Annotated in this window: 26 protein-coding genes; 25 read left to right on the top strand and 1 reads right to left on the bottom strand. The window is 57.7% G+C overall.

What is annotated here, in order from left to right:
* The first annotated feature begins 213 nt into the window (after window positions 1–213).
* The 15 genes from RQP54_RS18470 to RQP54_RS18540 all read left to right on the top strand — a co-directional run bounded on the left by RQP54_RS18470 (window position 214) and on the right by RQP54_RS18540 (window position 16,334).
* On the top strand, window positions 214–741 hold the full coding sequence (locus RQP54_RS18470; RefSeq protein ID WP_315679929.1) for a transglycosylase SLT domain-containing protein: 528 nt from the start codon (window positions 214–216) through the stop codon (window positions 739–741).
* Window positions 738–1,097: a hypothetical protein gene (locus RQP54_RS18475; RefSeq protein WP_315679930.1), complete on the top strand. Its 360-nt coding sequence runs from the start codon at window positions 738–740 to the stop codon at window positions 1,095–1,097. Before RQP54_RS18470 ends, RQP54_RS18475 begins: the two co-directional genes overlap by 4 nt.
* Window positions 1,098–1,105: 8 nt before the next feature.
* Window positions 1,106–1,405: a hypothetical protein gene (locus RQP54_RS18480; RefSeq protein ID WP_315679932.1), complete on the top strand. Its 300-nt coding sequence runs from the start codon at window positions 1,106–1,108 to the stop codon at window positions 1,403–1,405.
* Complete coding sequence (locus RQP54_RS18485) at window positions 1,405–2,016, top strand: TraE/TraK family type IV conjugative transfer system protein (protein ID WP_315679935.1); 612 nt, start codon at window positions 1,405–1,407, stop codon at window positions 2,014–2,016. The genes RQP54_RS18480 and RQP54_RS18485 overlap by 1 nt, the downstream gene beginning before the upstream one ends.
* Window positions 2,013–2,717 (top strand): hypothetical protein, encoded by a 705-nt coding sequence (locus tag RQP54_RS18490; RefSeq protein WP_315679937.1) that lies wholly within the window; start codon window positions 2,013–2,015, stop codon window positions 2,715–2,717. The genes RQP54_RS18485 and RQP54_RS18490 overlap by 4 nt, the downstream gene beginning before the upstream one ends.
* A gap of 8 nt (window positions 2,718–2,725) precedes the next feature.
* Window positions 2,726–3,943 (top strand): hypothetical protein, encoded by a 1,218-nt coding sequence (locus RQP54_RS18495; protein WP_315679938.1) that lies wholly within the window; start codon window positions 2,726–2,728, stop codon window positions 3,941–3,943.
* Window positions 3,944–4,384: 441 nt separating this feature from the next.
* Entirely contained in the window at window positions 4,385–6,856 is a 2,472-nt protein-coding gene (locus RQP54_RS18500) for a hypothetical protein (RefSeq protein WP_315679940.1), read from the top strand.
* Entirely contained in the window at window positions 6,853–7,986 is a 1,134-nt protein-coding gene (locus tag RQP54_RS18505) for a hypothetical protein (protein ID WP_315679942.1), read from the top strand. Before RQP54_RS18500 ends, RQP54_RS18505 begins: the two co-directional genes overlap by 4 nt.
* A gap of 19 nt (window positions 7,987–8,005) precedes the next feature.
* A complete protein-coding gene (locus RQP54_RS18510; protein ID WP_315679943.1) occupies window positions 8,006–8,380 on the top strand; it encodes a hypothetical protein in 375 nt (124 codons plus the stop codon).
* Window positions 8,377–9,201: a hypothetical protein gene (locus RQP54_RS18515; RefSeq protein ID WP_315679945.1), complete on the top strand. Its 825-nt coding sequence runs from the start codon at window positions 8,377–8,379 to the stop codon at window positions 9,199–9,201. The genes RQP54_RS18510 and RQP54_RS18515 overlap by 4 nt, the downstream gene beginning before the upstream one ends.
* The gene (locus tag RQP54_RS18520; protein ID WP_315679946.1) at window positions 9,198–10,511 is read left to right on the top strand and encodes a hypothetical protein; all 1,314 of its coding nucleotides are present in this window, start codon (window positions 9,198–9,200) and stop codon (window positions 10,509–10,511) included. The genes RQP54_RS18515 and RQP54_RS18520 overlap by 4 nt, the downstream gene beginning before the upstream one ends.
* Before the next feature lie 39 nt (window positions 10,512–10,550).
* Window positions 10,551–12,236, top strand: a complete 1,686-nt coding sequence (locus tag RQP54_RS18525) for a hypothetical protein (protein WP_315679947.1) — start codon at window positions 10,551–10,553, stop codon at window positions 12,234–12,236.
* Window positions 12,237–12,464: 228 nt separating this feature from the next.
* Entirely contained in the window at window positions 12,465–12,782 is a 318-nt protein-coding gene (locus RQP54_RS18530; protein ID WP_315679948.1) for a hypothetical protein, read from the top strand.
* Window positions 12,783–12,972: 190 nt separating this feature from the next.
* A complete protein-coding gene (locus tag RQP54_RS18535) occupies window positions 12,973–14,382 on the top strand; it encodes a type IV secretory system conjugative DNA transfer family protein (protein ID WP_315679949.1) in 1,410 nt (469 codons plus the stop codon).
* A gap of 2 nt (window positions 14,383–14,384) precedes the next feature.
* On the top strand, window positions 14,385–16,334 hold the full coding sequence (locus tag RQP54_RS18540; protein ID WP_315679951.1) for an ATP-dependent helicase: 1,950 nt from the start codon (window positions 14,385–14,387) through the stop codon (window positions 16,332–16,334).
* Here RQP54_RS18540 and RQP54_RS18545 read toward each other — a convergent pair.
* Window positions 16,324–16,800, bottom strand: coding sequence for a hypothetical protein (locus RQP54_RS18545; protein ID WP_315679953.1), 477 nt, complete (start codon window positions 16,798–16,800; stop codon window positions 16,324–16,326). The genes RQP54_RS18540 and RQP54_RS18545 overlap by 11 nt on opposite strands.
* Window positions 16,801–16,880: 80 nt before the next feature.
* Here RQP54_RS18545 and RQP54_RS18550 point away from each other — a divergent pair, with 80 nt between their 5' ends.
* From RQP54_RS18550 to RQP54_RS18595, 10 genes are all read left to right on the top strand, one after another.
* Window positions 16,881–18,506, top strand: a complete 1,626-nt coding sequence (locus RQP54_RS18550) for a hypothetical protein (protein WP_315679955.1) — start codon at window positions 16,881–16,883, stop codon at window positions 18,504–18,506.
* 56 nt (window positions 18,507–18,562) lie between these two features.
* Window positions 18,563–19,660 carry a ParM/StbA family protein gene (locus tag RQP54_RS18555; RefSeq protein WP_315679956.1) on the top strand — a complete coding sequence of 366 codons (1,098 nt, stop codon included), beginning with the start codon at window positions 18,563–18,565 and terminating at the stop codon, window positions 19,658–19,660.
* Entirely contained in the window at window positions 19,657–20,214 is a 558-nt protein-coding gene (locus tag RQP54_RS18560; protein WP_315679958.1) for a hypothetical protein, read from the top strand. Before RQP54_RS18555 ends, RQP54_RS18560 begins: the two co-directional genes overlap by 4 nt.
* Window positions 20,211–21,095, top strand: a complete 885-nt coding sequence (locus tag RQP54_RS18565; RefSeq protein WP_315679959.1) for a transglycosylase SLT domain-containing protein — start codon at window positions 20,211–20,213, stop codon at window positions 21,093–21,095. Before RQP54_RS18560 ends, RQP54_RS18565 begins: the two co-directional genes overlap by 4 nt.
* Window positions 21,088–21,870, top strand: coding sequence for a hypothetical protein (locus RQP54_RS18570; RefSeq protein WP_315679961.1), 783 nt, complete (start codon window positions 21,088–21,090; stop codon window positions 21,868–21,870). The genes RQP54_RS18565 and RQP54_RS18570 overlap by 8 nt, the downstream gene beginning before the upstream one ends.
* Window positions 21,867–22,829, top strand: coding sequence for a hypothetical protein (locus tag RQP54_RS18575; RefSeq protein ID WP_315679962.1), 963 nt, complete (start codon window positions 21,867–21,869; stop codon window positions 22,827–22,829). Before RQP54_RS18570 ends, RQP54_RS18575 begins: the two co-directional genes overlap by 4 nt.
* 87 nt (window positions 22,830–22,916) lie before the next feature.
* On the top strand, window positions 22,917–23,210 hold the full coding sequence (locus RQP54_RS18580) for a hypothetical protein (RefSeq protein WP_315679963.1): 294 nt from the start codon (window positions 22,917–22,919) through the stop codon (window positions 23,208–23,210).
* Between the two features lie 127 nt (window positions 23,211–23,337).
* Window positions 23,338–23,565, top strand: coding sequence for a hypothetical protein (locus RQP54_RS18585; protein WP_315679965.1), 228 nt, complete (start codon window positions 23,338–23,340; stop codon window positions 23,563–23,565).
* On the top strand, window positions 23,562–24,014 hold the full coding sequence (locus tag RQP54_RS18590; RefSeq protein WP_315679966.1) for a DUF3850 domain-containing protein: 453 nt from the start codon (window positions 23,562–23,564) through the stop codon (window positions 24,012–24,014). The genes RQP54_RS18585 and RQP54_RS18590 overlap by 4 nt, the downstream gene beginning before the upstream one ends.
* Entirely contained in the window at window positions 24,011–25,321 is a 1,311-nt protein-coding gene (locus tag RQP54_RS18595) for a DUF1173 family protein (RefSeq protein WP_315679968.1), read from the top strand. Before RQP54_RS18590 ends, RQP54_RS18595 begins: the two co-directional genes overlap by 4 nt.
* Window positions 25,322–25,422: the final 101 nt, after the last annotated feature.

A 25,422-nucleotide genomic window follows, 5' to 3' on the forward strand; every position in this document is an offset into this window, starting at 1 on the left:
GTGGCCCTTCGGTTATTCCGAAGGGCCATTTTTTTTGCATTTGTGAAGTGACCACTCATGGGAGTCGGCGTTCATCAAAGCAGGGCTAGCGAAACCTGGGGCACTCTGCTATGATTTCAGCTCAGGTCAACGCTACTCAACCATCCCGCAATGGGACTTCTCAGACCTTGTTGATTCACTGGCGAGTCGAATCAATCAAAAAGTTTGGGATTTATGGTTTTAACTACGCTAGTAGCGTTGTTGCCCCATTGCGCTCCCGCGGTAGATCAATCAACAGCCCTGCGATTGATCGCGGCCGAGAGCGGTGGCAGGCAGTTCGCAATCAACATCAATGGCAATTTCAGGCTCAGTCGACAGCCTGCGAACTACGACGAGTTCCGTGACGTTGTGCTCGCCCTGGATGCGAGTGGCTACAACTTCGACTTCGGATTCACCCAGGCCAACAACCGCGAAATAAGGCGACGCGGCTTTGGGGTTGACCAATTCGTTGACCCCTGCAGCAATCTCCAGTTCATGGAAAAAGTTCTGGTCGACTGCTTCAACGGGACTTCGCCCAAGCAGGACAGCCAGAGCCGAATTGCCTACACCCTGAGTTGCTACAACACGGGCCGCTACGGTCCGGGCTTCACCAATGGCTATGTCAGTCGGGTTTGGAAGTCAACGACAACCAAAGCCGGCTCTGCCAGAGCCTACATCCCCTACGAAAAGATCCCACATCAACTGAAGGAGAACCCACTATGAACACAACCGCCCTCAATACGGCATTGCACTGGCCCGGCGCCTCTCGTAACCTGATGCGCAATCTGGGCTTGATTGTCCTGATGGCATTGATCTTCGTTTGCAATGCCGATGCACAAGTAGTGGTGGGCTCCGGAGGAGGGGCTGGGATGATCGGCCAAGATGCCTGGACCAGCATTAAGGGGCTCTGGTTTGGTCCCGCGGGCCTGGCCTTGGGAGCCCTGATCTTTGCGTTGTCAATCTACTTCTATTTCAAGGAAGGTGTGCTAGCAGTCCTGGGAGTGATTGCGATGGGCATCATTTTCTTCTTCATCCCGGGCATGACTGCAGCTGTTCAGAACTGGGCGCGTTCATTCTGATCACAACCATGCAAGAAGTCGAGTTCCGCCCCGTTCCGAAGCACATCGATAAGTCCGAGCGCATCGCTGAGATCGCGCTGATCTTTGCATTTGTGTTCTTCATTGTCCGAATCCCCGTTGTGCTTTCGATCAAGAACCCAGATGGCTCTGAGGTGGGCTACTTGACCATTCTTGCATTCACTTGTTCCTACCTCTACCACAAGGCCACGGCGCGGCAGAAGCCCGGATTCATCCTGCACAAGGGCTACTTGCTGGGCATGCCTGTGCGGGGTCTGATCGAGCAATCCATAAAAAGGTTGGTGAAGTAATGAACTTGGACGAATTGAGCAAGGCCGTTAGGCGGATGATGACCGTAGTGGTCGTCTTCGCAGGTTTGGCTACGGTGCTTTCCATTTCCTCCCTGCTGGCGCTGTTTCGGTCACAGGCGGCCCTGGAGCGGGCAGTGAACGAGCGCGCGGTCATGGTAGTGCCTGGTGCCGTAGCAGGGGAATACATCGCTGGCTTGTCAGAGGAAAACCTAAAGGGTGTTGCGCGTTACATCGGTCAACTAGGCACATCGTTCACGCCGGCCAACTTCAAGCTGCGCATGGACGAATTAATGGCCTACGCAGACAGTGCCTATCTTCCGACACTGGCCAATGAGGCAAAGAAGCTCGAAATGGAAGTCGTAGCCCAAGCACAAGGCCGCTTCTTTCTGCCAGACACACAATCAGAGCGCCTGGTCGTTGTTGGCAATAACGAGTTCGAATACACAACGACCGGCAGTTGGGCGTTTTCTGCTGGCGGGCTGGCACTCTCGCAGGATGACATTGGAAGGGTTACCGTACGCTTTCGCCTGGGCCAATCTGATCAGCGCAACAAGTATGGTGTCAAGATCCTTCGGTTCTCTGCCGTGCGCGCCAAAGGAGCCCAGCAATGATTCAGACGATCACAAGGCATGCACTTCTGGCTTTGCTGCTGCTCGGCTCGATCGTCAGCCACGCGACTGACTTGGTGTGGGACGGAAAGACCTATCTCGACATCGGTCTTCGGATGGGGGCCGACACATCCGTGGTCTTCCCTGAGCCGGTGGAAATGAGTGCCGAGATCACTTCGGCTTTCTCTATGGTGACTTCCACCACCGATGAGCGAATCCTTTCAATTCGCCCACTCCAGCTGCAAGAGCAGCGAGTAACCTTCATCGGCACAAAGACCAAGACCATCTACCTAGCCCGATTCAGTACGCGGGCTCCCTATTCGCCTTTGTACCGAGTGAAGGACGGCACTGCAATTGAGGCGGCACGGGTTGCAGCGACAGCCAAGCTGAGCCCAACCGGGATGATGAAGGCCCTGATGGGGGGACAACCCATCAACGGGGTAAGCACCAGGCAGCACAAGCAGGAAATAGTCGTTGGCCCTGAGTACCGGATCATGGCCACTGAAATATGGGAGTCCCCCACCATTACCGGCGTGATAGGTACTTTGGTATTGCGCCCTGAAATCCAATCGACCACCGTGCGCCCAGGAGACATCAGTCTCAAGATTCCGGCCTTTGGAAATTTGCGGATGATGGGTGCTGACCGATGGGACCTGGACCGCGATGTCCCCAGCACTACCGTGTACTTCGTCTTCACCAAGTAGGACTCGCCGTGGAGAAAAACAACGTTCCATTCATTCAGCGGAAGTCGACGATTGTTGGAGGTCTGCTGATCCTCGCCGTCATTGTCACGATTGCTTCGTTGGGTCAAGGCGATGGTGCAAGACCTGCTTCTGCTGGTGGCGCACCTGGGCAGCGCACCCAGCCGAACGGCGAGTCTGCCGGCATGGGAAGCGCCGGACAAACCGCTGAGTTCAACCAGACCTTCGCTGCACGCCTACGCGAAGAGCAGGCGAAAGAAATAGCAAGGATTGAAAGCGAAGTTAAGCGCGAGATTGATAGCAAGGTCTCCGCTGAAGCTGAGCGCATCCGACAGGATGCGCGTACGCAACAAGCTGAGTTGCTACAGCGCTTGGACTCGATGACTGCCGCACAGAAAGAGGCTGCTGCTGCGCTGGAAGAACGTAACCGCCAGGATTCAGCGAAGACACACAAATTCGTGTCGCCGCGTCCGCAGCTGAGCGATCAGAAATTGAGCACCAGCACTGGCGGTGAGCAAGTGGCTTCGGCAATCGATGCAGGCCTTGCGGGGAGGGAGGGCACTACCAGCAAGCCGGTTATTCCGCCGAATGGTTTTGTGCGCGGACGGTTGCTCAACGGTGTGGTCGCAACAATTGGCGATGCCCCAACCGCATTTTTGGTGGCGCTGGAAGGAACCTACAAGGCCGCCAATGGTTACACCGTCAACCTCAACGGGTGCATGGCAAGTGTCGAAGGGCGTCCGAATCTGGCGGCTGGACGAATTGACGGGAAGCCGGCCGAAATCACCTGCAATTTCGAGCAGGAGGGCAGGGTACAGACATGGCAGGTTGCTGGATGGATCGTTGACGCGACCGACGGCATTCGCGGGCTGAATTCTGTGATCGTGGACAACACCGGCAAGAAGATCACGGCCGCGGCCTTGGCTCAATCACTCGCCGTTGCTGGTCAGGCACTCAACGAGTCACAGTATTCAACTACCAACAGCGCCAATGGTGTGAACCGGTCATTCACAGGGCTACCCGAAAAGGCCATCGCCGGCGGCGCCCTAGCAGGGGCCGGTCAGGGGTTGAACACGGCCATTGCCGAGCACTATGCGCTATACAAGCCGACCCTGCAAAAGGGAGCGAACTCCCCGGTTACCTTGGTCATCACAAATGAGTTGCAGGTGCCGCAGCAAGGTGCACACATTACTGGCAACACCAACACCGTGGAATCGAAAAAGCCATGACTAGCATGAGGAACACACCCTTTGTCGTGATGATTTGTGGCTCCTGCCTACTGGCCGGATGTGCCACTCCAGCCAACGAGGTCAAGATCCCGACTATGCCCATGGAAGCTGCCTACGCGGCCTCCCAAGAGGCCCAGGGGGCAACCCGGCAGCCACTGGAGTCACGCATTGTGCGCGCGGTCATTGCGCCTGGACGGCCATCGCCCCTCGTGACGGCTCCCGTTGTTCGCACAGCTTACTCATACGAGTGGATTGATAGCGAGGGCAACATGCACTATCCGGGGTGGCTCGCCATACAGGTCGACACCTTCAAATGGGTAATGCCCGACGAAGGACCGTTGCCTATGGATGGAAGCGTCTCGCGGCCTCCTCTCAGCACAGGCGGAGGTGCGAATGTCAAGCAGCCGTGAAAGTAGAGTCAGGCTGGCGCCAGAGGACGCCATGCGCGATCATTTGGAACCATTGTTGAACTACAACTTCTGCGGGCCGACTCATGGTCTGGAGAACGTGTTTGATCTCAAGGAAGGCGGCTATGGCTACGCACTCAAAGTGACAGTGCCGCCGATTGAATGTCTTGATGGGGGAGCAGGTCTTTGTGCAAGCGTGATCAACACGGTGATTTGCTGCTTGCCAATGGATTACACCTGCCAGATAGTGCGGCGCACGGTTTCAAACATTCGTCACCAGATGGTGCTGTACGCCGAGGTCGAGTCCGTTGGGTTGATTCCCGAGGCTTTTGCCCAACAGAGGTTGGATCAATTCGCCCATGCCAGCAGCCATGGGTTTGTGCCGGACAAGCCCGAGTTGAACTTCTATCCGGGTACGGAAGAGCTGTATTTCTTCATCAGTACGCCGAACCTCGAACGATTCTCTTTTGACCGTCTGTTTCGTGGCCGGGAGCAGCACATTGAGGACCAGATACAGGCCTTCCGCGCAGCGATTGCCGCGACCAAGGAGACTTTAAGAGACGTCGGACTTCGCTATGAATCGCTCGGCCCGTCAACCTTCGTTCAGTACGTGGTTTCTGTACTAAACCCCCGATTGATCGAGGATAAGGACTACCTTCCGCCAGTGATGGGGGACGAAGTTGCTTCGGCGATCAGTAGGGCAGTCCATCTGGAGGATCTGGATTCAAGAGTGGGCTTCGTGTCCCACTACAACGACACCCAGACCCACTTCCGCGCCATATCGATGATCTGGCAACCGGATGGCGTCAAGCCTGGGATGCTGGACGAAGCAGTGGCGCGCGAACGAGACTGTTCCTTTGTGATGACGGTGCGTGTGCTTGACACGCGCTCCGAGCAGTTCAGGTTGAAAGCCAAGCGATACCTGGCCAGCAAGATGCGCATGGGCAGCTTCAACGCCGAGGAAATCGACGAAATGGAAGGCAGCATTGGCGAAGCACTCACACGTGTCGTCAATGGTGAACGCTTCGTAGACGCCCGCCTTACGGTCATAGTGACGGACTCCAGCAAGCGCAAAGTCGATGATCGCGCCGCTGCGATTCAGTCCCTGCTTGGGCGGTGTGGTCTGCAGTACACCGACATCGAGCGCGACATTGGCGACAGCATCATCATCAACGGGTGCTTGCCATTTCCGCGGCGCGATTACGAGCGGGCATTCCAGCGAAGCAAGAGGATGCTGTCCGCAGATGTCGCCGAACTGACGCCCATGGGTGGGACATGGCCAGGTATTTTCGACAAGCCTTATGCCCTGTATCCCAACCGTCAAGGGCGACCAACGCTGCTCAATCCTGCGGCGCCGGTCAACAAGAACTCAAACCTCTTGGTGGTTGCTGAGTCCGGCTCAGGCAAGTCGTTCTGGGTAAACGACTATCTCACGCAGACCGCTCGACTACCAGGTGCGTGCCAGTTCATCATTTCAACCAAGCCGGATTACCGCAAATGGGCCAAGTTGTTCGGGAAAGAGGTTGAACTCACTTTGGATAGCTGCCCATCGATCTCACCTTTCTGGGGGCCTGCTGACAATAACGCAATCGACTTCTGGTCGAAACTTGTCCTTGGTATGGTGCACACGGATCGCAACAAGACACCAGACACAGAAGTAAAGCAAGCCATTTCGCGTGCGGTGACTGAAGCGGCTCACAAGGTCAAACATGTCAGCTCGGGTTATGCGGAGCTGCAGCTGGCCGATATTCAGCTCGCCTTGAACAATGAGGGGACAGCGCTTGGTGCGAAACTCTCTGAGGCTCTATACGACTACCTGGACAACGGGCGGTACGCAAAGATGTTTCGCGGCGATTCGGCCATCAAACCGGAAATTGGACGCAGGATCTTCTTCAACCTTGCGGGGATCATGGCGACCGATGCAGGCCCCACTGCGCTCATGTGTGTCATGCGGACTATCGATGCCGTAATGGCTGACCCAGCGTTGCGCGACGTGCCAAAAATTGCCATGTTTGACGAAGGCTGGAACATCATCGGGACGGACTTCGGTGCGGCCTTCATTGACCGCGCGGTGCGCACCTATCGCTCAATGGGTGGAACAGTGGGCTTCATAACCCAAGATCCACGGGACCTCGATACGCCAATGGGACGCTCGGTGCTGAACAATACTGCGACCAAGGTCGTATTGCCTCTGGCAAAGGCTGCAGCCGACTCACTGCCGATGTTCATGGACTTGAACGAGTCCGAACGCGACGCGATCACCAGTTTGCGTCCGGTCAAAGGCTTCTACAGCGAGTTCTTCATTCAGATGTCAAGCGTGGGATCAACCGTGGCTCGGGTGACACCTTTCCCGCTTCTCTATTCCATGAACACCACCGATCCAGATGATGAAGCTGTTCAGTTTCAGATGCTTCAGTCGGGGATGGACTATGAGCACATGATCGAACAGTTTGCGCATCGGTACCCACGTGGTGTGGCGGCTGCCAAGGCGGGGGCAAGGGTATGAATATCAATTTGGCATTCGGTGCAGCAGGCGATGCTGCAGCCATGCAAGAGGAAGCACATCGCACGGGTACAAAGAGCTTCGCGCGAAGCGTGCCGCCAGCGGGCAGTGGTTCCGAACACCATCCGGAAAGCCTACCCGATGCGCCACCGGCAGAGCCAACAGCGGCTGAAGGGACCGCACACGAGCCGAGTGTGCCCGCTTTCAAACAGGCCGCATCACGCCCCATGTTCACTCGCGCGGCTACAGCGCAACGTGTGCCTGATGCCGAACAGGTTGATTCCGTCAATCAGCAAGAAGCACCTGCAGAGGCTACAAAAAATGATGCGCCCGCCCGCTCTATTCGCTGGCGCTGGCGGCCCACGGGTAAGCCAGGCAAGACGGATGAAGCCAGCTCGTCTGCCAAAGTGCCGAACAAGTCACGTCCTGCAGTGATCATTGCTGCCATGTTTGTCGCTGGAATCGTTGCGGGCCCTTGGCTGTTGCAGAAGACGGCACCCGCACAGCCGCAGGCGGCCGGCCCAAATCCTTCTGTTCAGGCTGTAGCCGACACGTTGAATCGAGGGACATTTGCCAATGCGCCTGCCTCGCCAGTGGCAGTGCCAAACGAGGTCGCAGCGCCGACACCTGCAGCGGACGTGAAAGATCCCATCATTCCCGCTGCAGGTGAAGAGCGCTATGCAGCGATGCTCGAACGCATGCGAGCAGGGGGGCAAGCTCAGCCTCAAGAGCCGATCACTGTCATCAAGAAAATCAATGCTGCGCAGCAGCCAACGCCCACAACGTCATCCCAAGTGGATGGCAGTGCAACACCGAAAGACCCGTATCCTGCTGAAGCTATCCCATTGGAGATCGAGAAGACAGCGAAATCGGCCAAGGCCCAAGAACAAGCCATCGTGATCGAGCGCCACCTTAGTCCGTCGGGTAACTACACGGTGCTTCGGATAGAGCGCAATCCCCAGGGGCAACTCGCAGCGCTGCTCATGCCTACGGGTGGGCGGCAGGCGATTGACTCGGCCTGGGTATTCGTGGGTGACGCGACAACGGACGGAATGGTCATCGAGAACATCACAGGGAACTCTGTGGTCCTGAGAACCCCAAGTGGTCGGAGTATCCAAATTGCAGTGCACTGATCCTGATTTTCTTGACGCATTGGGCGGCACCAACCTCGCATTGGCCAGCGATGCCATGTGCTTGCTCAGCAGGCTCGACAGCGATGGCGTGTTGCAAAAAGCGCGCGCTGGCCTAGTACCCTATGGATCGCGCGATTTCCGCGTCTATACGGGCCTGTACGCATTGGCAGACACGCTCTTGCAGCAGGCTTTGCCGGGCGACGAACTGGCATTTGACCTCTACGATGCATTACGGTTGGCATGGCCCGAGAAACAGGTACCAGCCACCGACGAATTCAAGGCCATGCACGACGCATGGAGAACACACACACCCTACATGGCAAAGGCTGAAACGGAATGCGTCGATCTCGCCATGCACCGGCGTGTGAAGCAATTCATGGAGGGTTGCGCGTGATTCGTTGCATCGCGTGGCTTGTCGCAGTCTTTGCAACCGTGGTTTGTGAGGCCCAGCAGGTCGGGCCGCAGGACCGCTCCTGTCTGTCGAGTTTCGCTGTTGGCTACAGTAAGTGCACGAATCAAGTCCAACAAGCCGAGTTGAGCACCAATGCTCTTGCTCCTAAGACAGCGCCCGAAAGCGTTGAGGTACCCAGAGAGAAGAGTGTCATAGCTGCCAAACCAAGCAAGCAGGGCGTGTCTGAAGCTGAGGTCGACGCGTATCTGCAGAACTACGGCAAACCGACACGAGAGTCAGCACGCGCGATGCTCGATCCAACGGACGAAAACATCGCAGCGATGGCCCGTAGCATTCGTCAGCAGACAGCCACTGCAAGCTATGTTGCCGGGCGCATGACGGCACTGCAGCAGGTCGATCCTGGCCTGGTTGCGATCAACCCATCGTTCGCCAGCGAGGATTTGCCATACCTCAGCGGCATGCGCATCGTTCTCCATACGGCAACGGGATGCTCTGAATGCGATAAGGCTGTGGTGATGCTGCAGCGCCTGGTTGCTGAGTCGCCAATTCTGGATGCACGAGTAGTAGTGCACGGGGTTTCAGATGGCAAGGCTTTGTTGCTTGAATTGGCTCGTGTTGGCATCACTCTGCCCGCGACGGCGGCCACACCTGCCCAGGGACGTTTTGCCAAGTACGTGCCGGTCGCACTCGCTGCAGATACCCGCTACGGCAAGGAAGCAGTAATGAATGAATTCCGCAACACACAGGAATTGAGAACGTCGTTGGCAAACATCCGCAAGTCCGCTATGGAGGAGAAGAAATGATTACGGCAATGCAGTATCTGATCCGCACCGTTGCCATGACCGTAACGGTTGGCTTGATCGTGCCCACTGCCTACGCACAAGGCGCATCCGGCACTGGCGCCTTCGGCAGCACCACCAGTGCCGATAGCGCCCGGTTTGGCGCGCTGGTAGGGGCATCAACCGGATACCGGCCTGCATTCGCCGCGCCGGCACTGACTGCTTCCGCTTGGGGTGGGGCCCCAGCACAAAGCTGTGCTGGCGTGGACTTCGATACCTTCCTGAATACCGTCAAGCCAGGGGAGGTACTGAATAACCTGCAGACGACGTACCAGAGTGGCCCGCAAGCAGCTGTCGCCAACTACGTCCTGTCCCTCAACACTGCCAATCCAACCTTGGCAGCCACTTTGGACATGATGGACCGGATGTACTCTTCCCGTTACCAAGCATTCGCGCAACTCTGCCAGGCGCAGGAAACGGCCCGACTGAGCTCGGACCCCAATACCCGCAGAATGGCGGAGGCAAGTGACCAGTGCTTCGCATCCCAGGTCGCCACAGGAACATCGCCAACAGAAGCCTTGCGCCAGTGCAAGAACGTGTCGGTTGTCGCGGCACAAGCCATACCAGCCAAGGATGATTTGAAGACGTTTTTGACCAACAACACCAATGTGACGGTTACTGGTGAGGTCGAGAAGCTGCTCCCTCTACTCTCGGATGAGCGAATCACTTCCGATGGGGTGCAGGTGCGTGCCCCTGAGATGAGCCTGACACAACTCAAGGGGAACATTGAGGATCGCGCGCACAACGCACTGATCCAGATTCTTGATGGCAAATCGCCCAACACAATCGCTCCGTGCAAGGGTGATGACTACTCGAAGCCCCCGGCAGCAGCTTCTGAGGCATGTATACCGGACGCAGCCAGTGGTCTGGTGCGCGGGCAGGTGTTCCTGGCCGCAAGGCAGTTGAACGCTACGGAGCAGGAGATGTATGTTTCTGCCCTGAGTGAACAGATTGCGGCGGTAACCGTGCAGTCGACCATCATCGCATTGCGTCAGTCCCTGCTGAACATGACTCCAAAGAACGGAGCCGCCATCCCAGCTGGTGAACTGGCGACACGACGAGCACGCATCACCGGGGAAATTGTTCGCCTGGAAAACGATGCCACGCAATTGGCCAAGATCGCCGACCAAAGGGCCCAAGTTGCCCGCACCCAATTGCTCGCGATGCAGCGTGCGACGGAGCAAGTTGCAGTGCGGCGGGAGAATGCGGAGAAGGCAATCCCCAAGCCGAAAGAACACGCAATGACCGGCGTTAAGTCGTTTTTCGGTCTGTGAACAAAGCAGAGGTGACCAATGGGTGACGCAGTCGATCGCATGTACGAGGTGGCCTTGTTCGGCTATGCATTCGGACAGCATTTCTACCCATTTTTCAAGAGCGGGATGGCGACGTACTTGCTGTTCCCACTGATGGCTGCAGCATTTGTGTGGCGTATGTGGGGAGCAGTTCTTGAGCAAGACGATTCCACCGTGCTCGCCACCATCAAATGGGTTGCAGGAAGCATGGCTGTTCTGGCCTCGCTGTACAACCCCGCGACGTTTTCACTGGCAGAGAAGGCTGACCTGAGCGGCAGTCAGCTTGGGATCAAGTATCTTGAAACGAAAAAGGAGTTGTTTGGCACTGACCAGGGGTCGATGCCATGGCTTGCGCACAAAGTTGATCAGTACATGAATGGCTGGGTCCAGTTCAGCGCCGAGCTTGCTGATAGGCGCAATCGCTTCATCTTCCCAGGAACCGCACAAGCGGCACTAGAAGAGTTCTCGAAGGCGTCTTCCCTGGAAGATCCACAGATTCGATCCATTCTTTCCCAGTGGCAGCAGATCGTTGTGCCCTATCTGCTGCAGAACGCAAGCTTGAAGCAAAAGCTGGAGGCCGAGAAGCTTGTTGCCTTTCTGACGTACCCAGTCACATCTTCGTCAGATGTTGCAGACGCGGACCAAATCGCAGAACGGTCGCGAAGAGTAATCCAGATTCTGAAGACAGAAACAACTCTCGATCTCGTTGCGGCAACACGCAACCTATCGGCCATGCTTAACGATCCACGTTACCGTCTTGGCGGGACCGCTATGAGTGTGGATGCAAACGAAACGGCCGTCCTGGCACCGATGATTGGAGCCTACACAACCAATGGCCCGGTGGCACCCGCGATCGCGCCAAATGGGTATCCATCGTCCGCCGTCAATGCCTATAACAAGGGCTATTCCGTGCTCAGCGCTATAGCGAATGACTCCCGTCGACAACCGTTAGCGAGTTATGACAATTTCGGCGATCTCTATGAACACATCGGGCTTGCTGTGGATGTTGCCCTGGCACGGCGGCAGTTACAAAGCGCAGAAACCGTTCAAGTATTCGGCATAACCTGCCTGAATCATGGTGATGCATATTGCAGGCAAGCGCTTGTTACGGCACCAACGAGTATGCAAGCGACAAAGGATGGAATTGACTGGAGCAACAAAATACTGAGGGCAACCCACATGCTCGGAGATCTGGCTGCAATAGTCGATGCAACTCAACTTGAGTTCGCGAAGGTCAAAATCCCGTTGTACATTGGTGTAGCTAAAGGAATTGTCACCATTGCAACTCCTTTTTTTATGATTTTCATGCTCTGGCCAGGGCGCTTTGTCATGGGGCTGACGTACATACTTGGCGGCTATGTGTTGGTTGGGCTTTGGATGAGTTGCTACATCATTTGGACTTACTTGGTTTCGGATTTCATGTTCGGTACCGAAGCACTGTCCAGCGGTAAACAAATTTTAGGTTGGAGCAATGCGATAGGTTCCTACGGAACTATGGTTGATGCATTAAAGATGGGGTACGGTGCCCTTGGGACGTTTTGCTTTCTTTTGGTATTTGGTGGCATGGACAAGATCAATCGGTCTGTGGGGCGGCAACCCACTGCAATAGGCGGAACCATTAAACAGGGTATTCAAGGTGCAGCAACCAAGACAGTTACCGGCGGAATATTGAAGAAATTGCCGGGGAAGTTCTCGCCTGGTGGTTAACGAATGAAGTCGTCGTACCAATAGGTCGAACGTCGCAACGCCCAACTGGAGCTATTTTTTATGGCAACCCGAGTTAAACAAGAGCACTGGGTGATGACGGTACTGCTGGCCATTTTGTGGCCACTGAAGGTCACCGCAGTTTATTTCCTCGACTGCCTGCGCGATGTTGTCGCCAGTGTGAAGAGAGAGTGGAGCACGCGCAAGCGGTATACCGGGTGGGAGCGATAAATGGGTGACATGCCTACTATTCGCAGGTGCGTCTACGCGCTTGCTTGCTTGTTAGTGCTGTACTCCGCATTGTTTGTTGGCGTGGAGAGCCCAACATTTTTTCGTATCAGCCTGGTTGTCTCTGGATTCTTCATGGCCTTCCCGGCCGATCAACTTGTCCGCCTCTTCAACATGACGACTGATAGAAGGGCGGAGGCCAAAGATTTCCTGTTCGCTGCGGCGCTAGACCCATCAGAGGGACACTTCGAACCTGAAGACTACACGCTGGTTGGCGTCATCACCGACGTGATCAAACTCAACCCAGACGACCCAGACTGATGGGCCGGAATGCTTAACAAACAGGTCGTTTCCGGGTATCATCAGGGCGCGAGATAAGCCGCCTCCGCGCTGACTCATACCTGCCCGTCTGGGCACATCAGCGGATCTCGTGCACATGGCGACTCATTCCAACAACAGGAATGGGCCGTTCGTACGTGCAAATGCATATGCGGGTAGCCCATGAACGGGCATGCCGCGAAACCTCTACACAAAACGTCAAGGTGTCGTAAGACACGAATTCCTGCTCGGGAAGTCCGGGCAGGGTAAGACCGAGGCCATCCTAACAAAGCTGGCGCAGCAGACCCGTCGTGGCGGCGGCTGGGCTTTCGTGGATGCCAAGCCTGAAGAGAAGACGGAGACCATCATCAACACGATGGCCACGATCTATGGCCGTCAACTTGATCTGCGCGTGATCGACCTTCGCAACCCGAAGAACTCGCACACATACAACCCAATCCTCTCGGGAAACACCACCCAAGCGGTATCCACCGTCGGCAACATCTTCGGCGGGGATCTGGACGCCAGCGCCAAGCACTTCAAGACCATGATGCTGGCCGCTCTGCAACCGGCTATTGGCTGCATCAAAGAGATGAACAAAGCATTCAACTGCCAGGATCTCCTCATCCTGCTGACCAACCCGAATGCAATGAACTGGCTCTACAACAACACGCCTCAGTCGGCGGCGAAAACCCAGTACAACATTTGGCTTGATGGGTACCGAACGCGACGCACAGACAGCCGAGGCAACACCACAACGGAAATTGACACGCAGCGGCTGCGCACGCAGATCATGGGGGGTGCCACTGCAATGCACACCTACAGCGTGGACGAGCTCGGCGAGATCATGAATCCCTATTCGCCGCAAGTGACCTGGCGGGATGTGATCGAGAACGATCGAATGCTGTACATCAAGCTCCCGACGATGGAGATGCGCGAGCAGGCGATTCCGTTCGCTCAGATGATGCTTTCCGACTTCAAAGCATACGTGGGCGAGATGTATGACAAGGGGTTCAAACCGGCGATCCCGTTCCTGTGGGTCGGCGATGAGTTTGGCTCCTGGGCAATTGAGGGCGCGGAAGAGCTGGTTGAGAAAATGCGTGGTGCCGGCATCGGCGGTATTTTCAGCTTCCAAACATACGCCAACTTGGTGAGGCTGTCCGAAGAGTTCGCGGCCCGCATGGTGGGGTCGTGTGAAACTCGTACCTTCCTTGCATTGGGCGACACGCAGTCGCGCGAGTTCGCATCCGAGTTGATCGGTGAGTTGCTAAAGGATTTCAAGAGTCAGTCATCAAGCGTGGGGGAGAGCAAGGGAAACACCAATCTTGATATTGAGCTCTTCCACAAGGTCTCCCAGTCAACCGGGGAGAGCAGGGGTACGCAGCAGCGCTACGACTATGCAGTTCGGCCGGAACGCTTCAGGGACCTGGGCCTTGGCGAAGCCATTGTTGTGCCCATGGCCGCGCGCCGGGCCTTCGATGTCAAGTTCCCGCTGTTCGACCCGGTGGATTCCTTCCCCTACAGGAAGCGCGACATTCCAACACCGGATGTCGTTGGCTTGAACCTGCAGGCGATCTTCGAGCAGGAATTGGCGCTGGGATAAGCATGGCCACCAGACAGGACTTCGCGAATCCGGACTTCTGGCGCTTGGACGATCGTCAAGCGCCGGTGTTCCTGTGTGACAAGCCCTGTGTCGCCATCGCCGGGCCAGGGTCCGGGAAGACCAGGACGATCATCGCCAAGGCTGCGCGCTTGATTCAGGCAAACGCCAATGACCTGTCTTCGATTGCGATGGTGACATTCACCAAGGCCGCTGCGAAAGAAATGGAACACCGGTTGAAGCTGGCATTGCCCGATCTTTTCGCTAGCCGTGCCGGAAGGTCGCCGTTCATCGGGACTTTCCATGGGTTGAGCTATCGATTGCTGCAGAACTATTGGCAAAAAGCCGGCATCCGCAGAAAGATCCTATCGGATCAAGAGGTTTACGACCTGATTGTTCAGTCGACCAGCGAGGCTGGAAGCAAATTGCGGTTCGACGAAGCACAGCGCGCCATCGAGCGATACAAGTCGTTGCCGGCGGACTTCCCTTTGGGTGACGAGGAAATCCTTTCTGAGGCCTACCAGATATTCAGCATCTACGAAAAGCGAAGGGTTGCCAATAGTGCATGTGATGTGAACGACATGGTTCGCGAATGCCTGGCGGGGATTCGCGCCGGCACGATCAAGCCATTGCCGGTCAAACACCTCCTAGCAGACGAAATGCAGGATGCTGACCTGGCTCAGATCGACTGGGTGCTGGCTCACTACTCCCATGGCGTTACGCCTTCACTGGTTGCTGACGACGATCAGAGCATCTACGCATTTCGCAATGCGGCGGGGTTCCGCGGGTTGAAGTTGTTCGTGGAGGCGACGGGGGCTCAGGTCTTCCCCATGACCTACAACTATCGGTCATGCACCTCGATCGTTGAAGCCGCAGACCTGATCATTCGAAATTCGCCCGATAGGTTCGCGAAGGACATTCAGGCCAAGCGGACAGAAGAGGGCAGCATTGACATTGAAGTCCATCGAGCATCCATCGATCCCCAGCTTCAGCCTGAGACCGTGCAAGCGAAGCAGGTTGTTCTGGCCGCGAAGCACTGGATGGAGTCTCACCCAAAATCCAGTGCTGCAGTCATTGCCCGAACCAACATCGAGCTCGACTCCATCGAGTTGGCTTGCAAGATGCTGCAAGTGCCCTTCATTCGAATGGGTTCTTCGGACTTCCTCAAGCGTCCGCACATCGTTCGTGCATTGCTGGCGCTGAACCTTCCGAACAATCCAACTGACCACATTGCATTTTCGAGCGCATGCTTTGTCAGCGACAACATTGCAGCGCCGGCGCGCACTGCCATCCTTGAGTTTTTCCACCAGTCCGATGGGATGACCCATGTTCTTGACTTGGCAAGCGCTCAATCGCTGCTTGCCACCATGCGGCGTGATGACCAGACGGCGTTTCGTGCATTCCGAGGCTGGATCTCCGAGTGGTTCGAAGAATTCGAACTGGGAACTGAGCACCTGTCGGCCTCGATCGTGAAGTTGCTCGGGCGATTTGCCAGTCAGTGCAAGGACAGCCAGGCTGCCAAGGATCTCAATTTTCTCGCAGTCATGCTTTCCCAATGGAGCAGCGGCACGCTGGCCAATCGCATCAATCTGCTGAATCAACGCAGCGAGCAGCCCAAAGACAAGGTCGGCGCCATCACCCTGTGCAGTGCACATGCATCCAAGGGATTGGAGTTTGAGCACGTCACCATCATCAATGCGACAGACGACTACTGGCCGCATGACAAAGACGAGTCAGCGTTCGGAGAGGAGAAGCGACTCTTCTATGTCGCAGCCACGCGCGCCAGGGACCACCTGACGATCAGTATGTACGAAGGGGACGGCAAGAAGAAGGTCGCACTGACCTGCTTCGTGCAGCCGATCCTGGAGGAGGCGATGAGAGTTCAGCGGCTTTCCGAGATCGAAGGCACTGCCCAGACGGCGCACCGTGTCGATGGGGAAGCAATCAATGCTTGATCATCAGTTGTTTGGACGCTTCTTTGAAGTCCAGAAGCATCGAAGCGATCGCAGTCTGTATCAGACCGTTGGAGTCTGTTCCAAGAGTGTCTTCCAACAAGAGCAAGTCGCCGTGGCGAGAGTAGCGAAGCCGTTGCTTGCGGCTATTGCAGTGCAGGATGTTCAACTCGAACCAGCCCGCATCCTGGGAAACAGCGACAGTGGCGCTCTCATACTTCACCGAGGTTCGGCAGCCGTTGCACCAAGCAAGACTCTCGCCCGCCCGCATCGCTGCGCTCACTCCTGCGACCGCGAGCATGTCTTGGATGTAACCCGGCAGTGGCTCTGCCTCTGGTTGGGCCGCGATCAAGCTGGCCTCAAGTTCCAGCATGCTGTCTTCTCCCTCTGGGGGGAGGGCAAACAGGCACGGGGGTTGCACCACTTCATCATGCGGTGTTTGTTCGGTTTCGTGAGTTTTCGTTGTCATGTATCGCTCCTTGTTGCTTCGAAGGTAGCAAATGCCACCGAGAAGTCCAGCGATTCACAGCTCATGCGGGTTGCAGTGTGATGGCTCGTACCGACGCTTCGCTTAATTTGGCATTCGACTTCGGCGATGTGGCTGCGGCCCCGTCTGTTGACCCGAAAGGCAACAAAACGCCGAAGAACGACGGCCGCATGAGCCGACAGGATCGTGCTGGTCGCCACACGGTCGCTTCAGGTGTGCAGGAATGCCGTGGTAATGCAGGAGAGGTTGCAAGTAGTGATCCGTGTGTCGTAAAGGGACGCACTGAATTCCCAGAAGGTCAGTTTGCCAACTTTTCGGGGATCAATCATTCCTCCATTGGGGATGCAAAAGGTCTTGCAGGGAGTGATTTGGTACTCAGCGATGACTATGGAGTCGCGAAAGATGCAGAGGAAGTATTTGCAGGGCAAGTGCAGGGATTAAGTGGGATTGAGGGCGTCGCCAAGAACCCTTCGAAAGGCGAATGCGGGGATTTGAAAGTGCGTTCAAAGGATCGTGCGGGTCGTAACGAGGTCTACGAAATCAACCCAAACGTAGTTCTTGGAGAGACACTTTTCGATATTGACCCGCCGAAGCGACGTAATGCAGGCTACCGTGTCAGACGTGATCTGCTCCAAGAGCGGCAAGTCGATATGCCCTTGTTCATCACAGGGGTCGAAATTCGAGCCGGGATAGCGGAAGATGATCGCCACTGGAACCGCAAGTTCAACGAATTGCGAGATCAGATCACCAAGGAAGTAGGCGACCTTCGCTTTGTGATTGGTGATCGCATGAGCGTTGAAGTCACCTGGAACCTGCCTTTGAACTGGCCCTACGTTGCGCTCAGAGCACCGGATGGCCGACGTATTGTCGACACTGATTCCGCTGAATTGGGAAGTTACGGACTTCGCTCGGTGACGATGCTATGGAAAGGCATTGTGGAGAAGCAGCGGGCCATGCAAGCCATGGCCAGGAACTATGCAGCCATGCTGCGGTGGGCTGAAAAACTGCGGACGAAGGTGCCCGTTGCCATGGACGGTAGCCGCACATGCAAGTTGCTGCTTGATCCGGAAATCCATAAGCAAATCAACGCCTTAGAGTGGCCCACGTATCTGCGGGACACCTCAGGTGGGCCATTCTCGCCGTTGCCATTCAACGTCTACGAGTCCATGCGCGTTCGGCTGTGGGCGTACGTCAAAGCCGTCAAGCAGCACGTGCACGCCATGAACTTGAACTACAACCGAGTGACCAACGAAAAGCGTGCTTCCCTCGGTAAGACCAGGGGGGCCGCTTTGGCGGTGGCCATCATGGATGGCCCTGCAAGAACGCCACAGCACTATTGGGCGCTTTGGGTCCGCAAAGGGTCCGAAAACCTCTTCTACAAGGTAGTTACGCCCCGCTTTTTCAGTCTCGAACGGGGGAAATACATCACCTCCGAATCCTTTGCGGTGTCCGATGAACGCGGCCGACTGTCGACATACGCCGTCGATCGCTGTCATCTGACCCACATGAAAGACCTCTACCGGGCTGCTGACCATGTGCTCGCTGATCTGCTCGTGCTGTCAAAAAAGACCGCCGACCTGGTTGTCGAGACGATGGGCAAGCGCCATGGAAAGGAGAGTTCAGCTGCGAGCGGAAGGGGCTCGTGGCGCGGCTCTGGTGTCCTCTTTAGGTGGATTCCAGGGCAGTGAAGCACCCCGCCATTTTGCAAAAAATGAACCTTTAACCCGTCTACTAAGGCAAAAGAATGAACACAACTACATACCCGGTAAATCAAGCCCAACAATTCGGAACTAGCGACACCGTAGCGGTGGCTGGTGCTAATCTGGGTTTCGGCTTTTGCAAGTTGGTGCTCGATGGGCGGGACCACACCTTCATGTCGGCACTGACGCCGGTCAATCCTGGCGTGGAAGGTCTGGCTTCGCGCAAGCCACTGCGTGAAAACGTGGTGATGGGTGACGACGGCAAGTTGTACGAGGCCGGTGTCGATGGCGTGCTGGCTGCGACCGAAGAGCCCCTCAAGGTTCTATCCCGCGACTGGGCACGCTCCAAGCACTACAAGCTGCTCATGGGCGCTGCATTGAATCGTATGGCAGCAACTGGCAAGCGCCGCTGGATCGTTGTGACCGGTTTGGCTGCCGACCACTTCAAGGACGCTGAGTACCGCGCAGACGTATTGAAGCTGTGGAAGGGCCTGCACGGCAAGCACGTAACGCCATTTGGTGACATCGAGATCGTTGAAGTCCAAGTGATCCCCGAGACCGCTGGCGGATTCCTGACGCTGCTCAACGACAAGTACCTCAACGGCCTGATCCGTGCCGGCTCCAACGGCGTCATCCTTGACTTCGGCCGCATGACAGTGAACTGGCTCCCCTTCCGCGGAGAACAAACCGATGGCAACCGATTCAGTTCTGTGGACGTCGGCGTCTCCAACGTCATCAGCGAGGCAACCAAACTGGTGCGCCTGGACGCCCGTCAACCCAACCTGCACCCCTTGGACGTTGAAGCGGCCATGATGGGCTTGCGTCCAATTCATAAGATCGTGGAAGGCATTGGCGGCAAAAAGGAAATGCGCGCCGTATCGACGGACATCCCCGTCAGCAAAGCCCTGATCGAAGTCTGGCCACGCATCGAGCAGGCCATCAGCAATGCCCTGGGGGACATGCGCGGCAAACTCCTGATCGGCATCGGTGGTGGCGCCCAACTCTTCGAACCCATGCTGCGCGAGACCTACAAGCAAAGCACCGTAGAAATCGCCCCCCATGCCCAGATGGCCAACGCCCAAGGCATGTACAGCCTCGGACGCCAGCTAGCGATCGCGAAGGGCTATGGAGTAGGCGCATGATCGTCAAAAGCGACATCGGGGACCTTCCCCCAACGCTGCGCAGCCAGTTCACCAACGGGGTAGGGCGTACCCACCCCTTGTGGCGCATTGCCAGCCAAGGACTGGCTGCCGATGACCTGGACAGGCGCATCAACTTCCATGCCTGCATGCCCAACACAAGCACCCCGGAGCGCGCCTTCAAGCTCAACCTGGCGGACAGCGACCCGTTGGCCAGCAAGATCAAAGAACTAGCCGGCCGGCACAACCTCGCAAACTCGCGCGTATTCGAAATACTGGTCAACCTCGGCTGGCAGACACTGGAGTCGTACGCCAACAAGATTGGCTACGCGGCGTCACCCAGCGGCCACCATACCGCCAGCCAACCGCCATCAGTGCCAGTGGTACAGACAGCGGGGCCTCAACCGGTTGTGACCACACCAGCACCGTTGCCAAGCGCGCAACCGCAGGAAAAGCCCCAAGAGCCTGAATTCAGAGACACACCCGAATTCGCGAGCATCGCCCAAAGCATGCTCTCCCAATTCGGCATTGGCATACACGCGACAGAACAGCAATGACCAACCAGCGCGCAGCCAACGGAAGGCACCTGATTGGTGCATTGGCGTTTGTGGGCCTGAGCTGCATCGCGCAGCCGGTGGGCACCTTGCCATCCGAACTGGAACCCTACTTCAACGCCATCCGCATGGTCGAGTCGCGCAACCACCCCTGGTCCATCTTTGACAACACCACACGGCAGAGCCATCGCCTCAACACCAGGGCGGAAGCGGAAGCCAAGGCCGCGGAACTCATCAAGTATGGCCACAACGTAGACCTTGGCCTCATGCAGCTCAACTGCCGCTACCAATGCAGTCGGCCAGGAGTAGGGCTGGCCAACATCTTCGACCCGGAAATCAACGTCAACACCGCCAAGATCATCTTCATGGAGTTCTGGGAACAGGCCCGACGCATCTCCACGGAATTCAACGCCCGCATCGTCGCCGCCGTCGGTGCGTACAACAACGGCCGCGTAGGCACCCCCAACGTCAGCTACGTCCAGAAAGTCTGGCAGCAAATGGGCAAGGCGGTTGACACACTGCCGGACGCCGGCTCCGGTAGACCAGAGCAGGCGGCTGGCAATCGCGGGATGATGGATGAGGCCCTGGGAAGGGCATCAAAGGGCATGGACTGGGCGCGTGAGCGCTTGGCAGCAATGAGCAAGCCCAAAGAACCGCAACAGGCCCAAGCCCAACCACCCGAGAACACACGCGAAACAACCACCATCCTGGGTGGTCTGGGACTGGCAACGGCGGGCATCGTCATCGGACTCGCCATGTACTTCCTGGGCCCCGTCCTGCTCCCTGCATTCAAGCTATTCGGTGGAAAGAAAGCCGTGGCCAAAGCAGCCGTACGGTACGCCAACAACCGGCGCAAGCAAACACAGGAGCAAATGAATGGCTGAGCACACATCAGACAGCCCTGTCAGCATGGAGCAATGGAGCGACAGCGAGCTGCTAGCGCACATCCACCGCTTCACTCCCATAGCCCTGGAAATGGTCGACGGCTTCGACCCAAGCGCCCCTGACCGCATCGACCACGCCAAAGACCTGATCCAGCAAGCCGTAGACATCCTACAGGCACGCGCACACCAGTTCGACTACCCGACACGGGCAAAACTGCGCTTCGTCAACTGGATGCCAACCGACGTCGACATGCGCCTCATGATCCGCGCCCTGATCAATGGAGAGCCCCCCGCACCGGGAATCCATCCCAGCGACTTCAAGATACATCTTGCGCCCCAAGGCGACAAGGAAGCGACCACACACCAATACCGAGCGCTCGGCGAAATCATCATTGAAGAGGCAATCCGCCGCGGCGTCGACCACAAAGACGCTGTGCGGGCTTGGCTCCATCAGATAACCAACGCGATCAAGGGCGGGTGCATCGAAATCGAAGTCCCCACCCACCAGGCCATGTGGGAAGACATCAGCAACCACCTGCACCAGCACCCACAAACCCAGATAGCACTGCACTGCCTGCGCCCCAAGTGCCCCAACCCATACGTCAACATCCGCGACCTCGTACCGAAGCCCAAGACATCACGGCGATGCACTACGCAACAGCCGCCGCCCGCACGTCCGCCAGAAATCATCATCGTTGCAGGGCCAAAGCAGACCGAGCACCCCCTACAGAAATGGCTCCAGCGATTTATTAGCAGAATGAAGAGAACACCATGACAGAGAAGAACAAGGAACCCCTAGTGACCGCAAAGAACTTCCAGCTCCGTGTTGTCCAAGCGGTGGCCATAGTACTCGTGGGCATGCTGGTCTTTCGCTGCTCCATTGCAACCTACACCCTTGTCAATCCGAAGGAAACCGCAGAAGCGCCTGCCAAGGCAGAACAGCCCCCAGTGGTCGTGTCCAAGGCCCAGCGCCAACAGCGCGCGGCAAAGCTGCTCAGCGGCATGGGTCGCGCCGGCAAAGTCAAGGACATATTCAGTGCCCCGGACGGCAGCACCGGCGTCATCATCGAAGCGCCGGAAGGAACCTTCATCGGCTGGATGGTCGACGGCGTCGACGCACTCTGGGTAGGGGCCAAGTTCGACCCCCAAGGCCGCAACCAGACCCAGCAGGAAATGATCGCCCGCGGCTACGCCCAACCCAGCAACACCCCCGCCAATGCCCCAACGTCAAGCGCATCAGGGCAGGGCGCAACCAACGCCACCCCCATCACCGGACAGGGACTGCTCAAAGCCGCCATGCAAAGCCCGGGCTTTACCGAAGGCACGGCGGGTCCGGTATGGACCATCTACATCGACGGCAACTGCGGCTTCTGCACCCAGCTCTGGCGCAACCTGCGCAACCCCATAGCAGCGGGCCAGCTCCGCGTGCGCTGGGCACCGGTGGCCGTCATCGCCCCCACCAGCGCTGGCCAGGCCGCCGCATTGCTCCAGTCAGACCAGCCCATCAACTTGCTCACCCAGCACGGCACCAGCGGCAGCCACATCCCGGGCGTCACCATCCTGCCGGCCACCCAACAGCAGATCGACGCCAACAACGCCATGCTGCGCGCCCTCAATGCAGGCAAACCGGCCGCCACGCCCACCATCGTCCTGCCAGCAGCAGACGGCCCGCGCGTCATCACAGGCCTGCCACCCGACCTCAACGCACTGATACAGCAGGGAGGGCGCTCGTGATACAAACGCACCCGGTGCGCGATTGTGGAATGCTTGAAAGCGCGTTTTCAACAGGTAATCTGAAAGCACAACTTGGAGGAAAACACCATGGAAAACCAAACCAGCTTTCTGAGCAACCTGCAAACCGCATACACCGACGCCTTTCTGAACAGCAACTCGAACGTCCTCACGCCCGAAGTCATCACGGTCGTGATCCTCGTCTCGGTCGTGTTGGGCGTCCTCTACGAAAAGGTGCTGGAGCCCGGCTGGGTCAAGCGCCAGGTCATGAAGACCAACCAGTTCCCCGAGCAAAAGCAGTTCGTCTGGTTTCGCCTCGGGGCTGGCGCCTGCATCTTCCTGGGCACCGCACTGGCCATGCTCATCCTGCACTGGCCGCGCTGAGGCCAAGTCGCCAGAACCCACAAGGCCCCAGGTGGCCTTGTCCGCTACCGTGCATCTGCCGCCGCGCCATCAACAGGCGCAGCGCCAGTGCGCCCCGTCGAGTTGCCTTTACGAACAGGGACCAACCATGAAACCATCCGCAAACACCCCTATCGTTCCGGTACCGGAATCCACCTACCGGCTCTTCACAAAATCCCAAAGCCCGCAAAGCATTCAGGCAACGCGCATTGGCGTCAACGAAAGCGGGGCACTGCTCATCATGAAGCAAAACCCGGCAACCGGCCGCCACGACCCCGTGCGCATCCTGGCCAACGGCCACTGGAGCGACATCGAACTCATTCAAGCCGAGCAATGAGCGAACACACCTCCGCGCGTGGCGCTGCATGGAGCGGAAAGCTGCGCCGAGTCTCTGATCGCGGGCGCGGGCTCCAACAGGCCCGCTTCCTGCATCCCAGCACCCCCTTTGACCACGACATCACCATCTCCCCGGAGCTGTGTGAGGAATACATCCGTGGCGCACAGACCCACCTCATCCAGCACGCATCCAGCCATTTCGGACGCGGCCAAGTCATTCGCCTGCGAGGCTTTGACCGCACCATGGAGCGATTTACCGGCCATGTCCTGTATGCGCGCATCACCGCCGTCACAGATAGCGGCGCAATGGGTCTGCCTGTGCACCTGGTGGTCATGTCCGTGCGCCTGATTGGCATGATTGACCGGGAGAAATTCCCCTCAATGCACACCGCCAAGCCCCCCGTGCTACTGCACCTGCTGGGGAAAACCACGCAAAGGCCCCGCCCATGAACAGCGCCAACTGGCAGGAAAAGCTCAACCGCGTGCGCTTCGGCGACCGCGACATCAGCCGCACCGTGGCCGACACCAACCCGGCCCAGTGGCAGCAGATCCTGCAAAACGCCTACGTCAGCAAGGACGCACCGCCCCTGTGCCTGTGCCAGCCCCAAGAACCGGTGGCCATGTACATCGCACGCCTGGGGGACACCTACGTCCTCAAACGCCGTCCCAAAACCGGTCACCTTCACCACAGCGAATGCGACTCCCATGGCGGCATCAGCAAGGCCGCCAACGACCTCTACAGCGAAGAAGCCATCGTCGAGCGCGCCGACGGCAAGGTCAACCACAGCCTGTCGGTGCCGCTGTCCACCATCGAACACATCGGCGACGGCTCCCTGGACGAAGCCGCGGCACCGCCACGCCCCCATAACCCGTCACCCAAGCGTCCGTCCATGACCCTGCGGGGCTTCCTCAACCTCCTGTGGGAAGAGGCGGGGCTGGCCAGCTGGTCGCCGGGCATGCGCGGCAAACGCACACTCACGCGCGTCTACTGGCGACTCAACAACGAGCTCGCCGATCGCCTCGTGGCCGGTGACGACGCCACACTGCGCGTCTTCATCCCAACCGGCTACTTGGATGCCGAAACAGAAAAGCGCACCCGCGCCGAGCTGCTGGCCCGCTTTGACGAGCTCGACCGCCTGCACGGCACCAACCACAAGGGCATCCTGATCATCGTGGGCGAGTTGCGCAACCTCAAAGCCACCGCGCGCAACGTGGCCATGCGCCTCAAGGGCCTGCCCGACTCCATGCCGATCTGGACGCCCCCGGGCTCCATCGAGCGGCTGCGCACCCAGTGGCCAGCCGCGCTGGAGCGCTTCGAACGCAGTAAGGACGCCACCACCGCCAGCCCCGATGCCCGCCCCAACCGGCTGCTCATCATCGCCGGCGTACAGCTCACCCAGCAAGGCAACCTCAATTGGCGCTACGGTGCCGCCATGGAAACCACCGAGGACTACATCCCCATCGACAGCCAGTACGAGGCGCGCATCGCCAACGCCCTGGTCCAGCAGCACCGCCGCTTCGAAAAGCCCCTGCGCTACGATGGCGTGGCCGCCACCTTCGCCGACTTCGTGCTCACCGACATGCCCCAGGACCTGCCGATGGAGATCTACGGCTTCAGTGGCCCCGAGTACGAAGCCCGCAAGGCCGAAAAGATCGCCCTGTACACCAAGGAAGGCAAGCCGTTTTGGCAATGGGACGTCTCCAAGACCAAGCTGCCGCCGCCTTTTCCCATGATTCCTCCCAAGAAAAACACATGAACACCGAAGGACTCATCCTCCAAGCACTGCCACCGATCGAAATTGCGATGTTCGACGATGCGCAGTTCCACCACGAACCCCGCATGCGCTTGCTGCAGCGC

Origin of the sequence: Curvibacter sp. APW13 (assembly GCF_032337135.1) — a bacterium.
In the GTDB taxonomy this organism is placed as follows: Bacteria; Pseudomonadota; Gammaproteobacteria; order Burkholderiales; family Burkholderiaceae_C; genus Allorhodoferax.

Excerpts from the sequence above, each read along its gene's own strand:
- RQP54_RS18560 (WP_315679958.1), top strand. The coding sequence starts at position 19,657 with ATGATCGTCAAAAGCGACATCGGGGACCTTCCCCCAACGCTGCGCAGC.
- RQP54_RS18525 (WP_315679947.1), top strand. The coding sequence starts at position 10,551 with ATGTACGAGGTGGCCTTGTTCGGCTATGCATTCGGACAGCATTTCTAC.
- RQP54_RS18550 (WP_315679955.1), top strand. The coding sequence starts at position 16,881 with ATGGCTCGTACCGACGCTTCGCTTAATTTGGCATTCGACTTCGGCGAT.
- RQP54_RS18520 (WP_315679946.1), top strand. The coding sequence starts at position 9,198 with ATGATTACGGCAATGCAGTATCTGATCCGCACCGTTGCCATGACCGTA.
- RQP54_RS18555 (WP_315679956.1), top strand. The coding sequence starts at position 18,563 with ATGAACACAACTACATACCCGGTAAATCAAGCCCAACAATTCGGAACT.
- RQP54_RS18475 (WP_315679930.1), top strand. The coding sequence starts at position 738 with ATGAACACAACCGCCCTCAATACGGCATTGCACTGGCCCGGCGCCTCT.
- RQP54_RS18500 (WP_315679940.1), top strand. The coding sequence starts at position 4,385 with ATGCGCGATCATTTGGAACCATTGTTGAACTACAACTTCTGCGGGCCG.
- RQP54_RS18485 (WP_315679935.1), top strand. The coding sequence starts at position 1,405 with ATGAACTTGGACGAATTGAGCAAGGCCGTTAGGCGGATGATGACCGTA.
- RQP54_RS18590 (WP_315679966.1), top strand. The coding sequence starts at position 23,562 with ATGAGCGAACACACCTCCGCGCGTGGCGCTGCATGGAGCGGAAAGCTG.
- RQP54_RS18530 (WP_315679948.1), top strand. The coding sequence starts at position 12,465 with ATGGGTGACATGCCTACTATTCGCAGGTGCGTCTACGCGCTTGCTTGC.
- RQP54_RS18480 (WP_315679932.1), top strand. The coding sequence starts at position 1,106 with ATGCAAGAAGTCGAGTTCCGCCCCGTTCCGAAGCACATCGATAAGTCC.
- RQP54_RS18580 (WP_315679963.1), top strand. The coding sequence starts at position 22,917 with ATGGAAAACCAAACCAGCTTTCTGAGCAACCTGCAAACCGCATACACC.
- RQP54_RS18490 (WP_315679937.1), top strand. The coding sequence starts at position 2,013 with ATGATTCAGACGATCACAAGGCATGCACTTCTGGCTTTGCTGCTGCTC.
- RQP54_RS18585 (WP_315679965.1), top strand. The coding sequence starts at position 23,338 with ATGAAACCATCCGCAAACACCCCTATCGTTCCGGTACCGGAATCCACC.
- RQP54_RS18505 (WP_315679942.1), top strand. The coding sequence starts at position 6,853 with ATGAATATCAATTTGGCATTCGGTGCAGCAGGCGATGCTGCAGCCATG.
- RQP54_RS18575 (WP_315679962.1), top strand. The coding sequence starts at position 21,867 with ATGACAGAGAAGAACAAGGAACCCCTAGTGACCGCAAAGAACTTCCAG.
- RQP54_RS18545 (WP_315679953.1), bottom strand. The coding sequence starts at position 16,800 with ATGACAACGAAAACTCACGAAACCGAACAAACACCGCATGATGAAGTG.
- RQP54_RS18540 (WP_315679951.1), top strand. The coding sequence starts at position 14,385 with ATGGCCACCAGACAGGACTTCGCGAATCCGGACTTCTGGCGCTTGGAC.
- RQP54_RS18565 (WP_315679959.1), top strand. The coding sequence starts at position 20,211 with ATGACCAACCAGCGCGCAGCCAACGGAAGGCACCTGATTGGTGCATTG.
- RQP54_RS18595 (WP_315679968.1), top strand. The coding sequence starts at position 24,011 with ATGAACAGCGCCAACTGGCAGGAAAAGCTCAACCGCGTGCGCTTCGGC.
- RQP54_RS18470 (WP_315679929.1), top strand. The coding sequence starts at position 214 with ATGGTTTTAACTACGCTAGTAGCGTTGTTGCCCCATTGCGCTCCCGCG.
- RQP54_RS18535 (WP_315679949.1), top strand. The coding sequence starts at position 12,973 with ATGCCGCGAAACCTCTACACAAAACGTCAAGGTGTCGTAAGACACGAA.
- RQP54_RS18570 (WP_315679961.1), top strand. The coding sequence starts at position 21,088 with ATGGCTGAGCACACATCAGACAGCCCTGTCAGCATGGAGCAATGGAGC.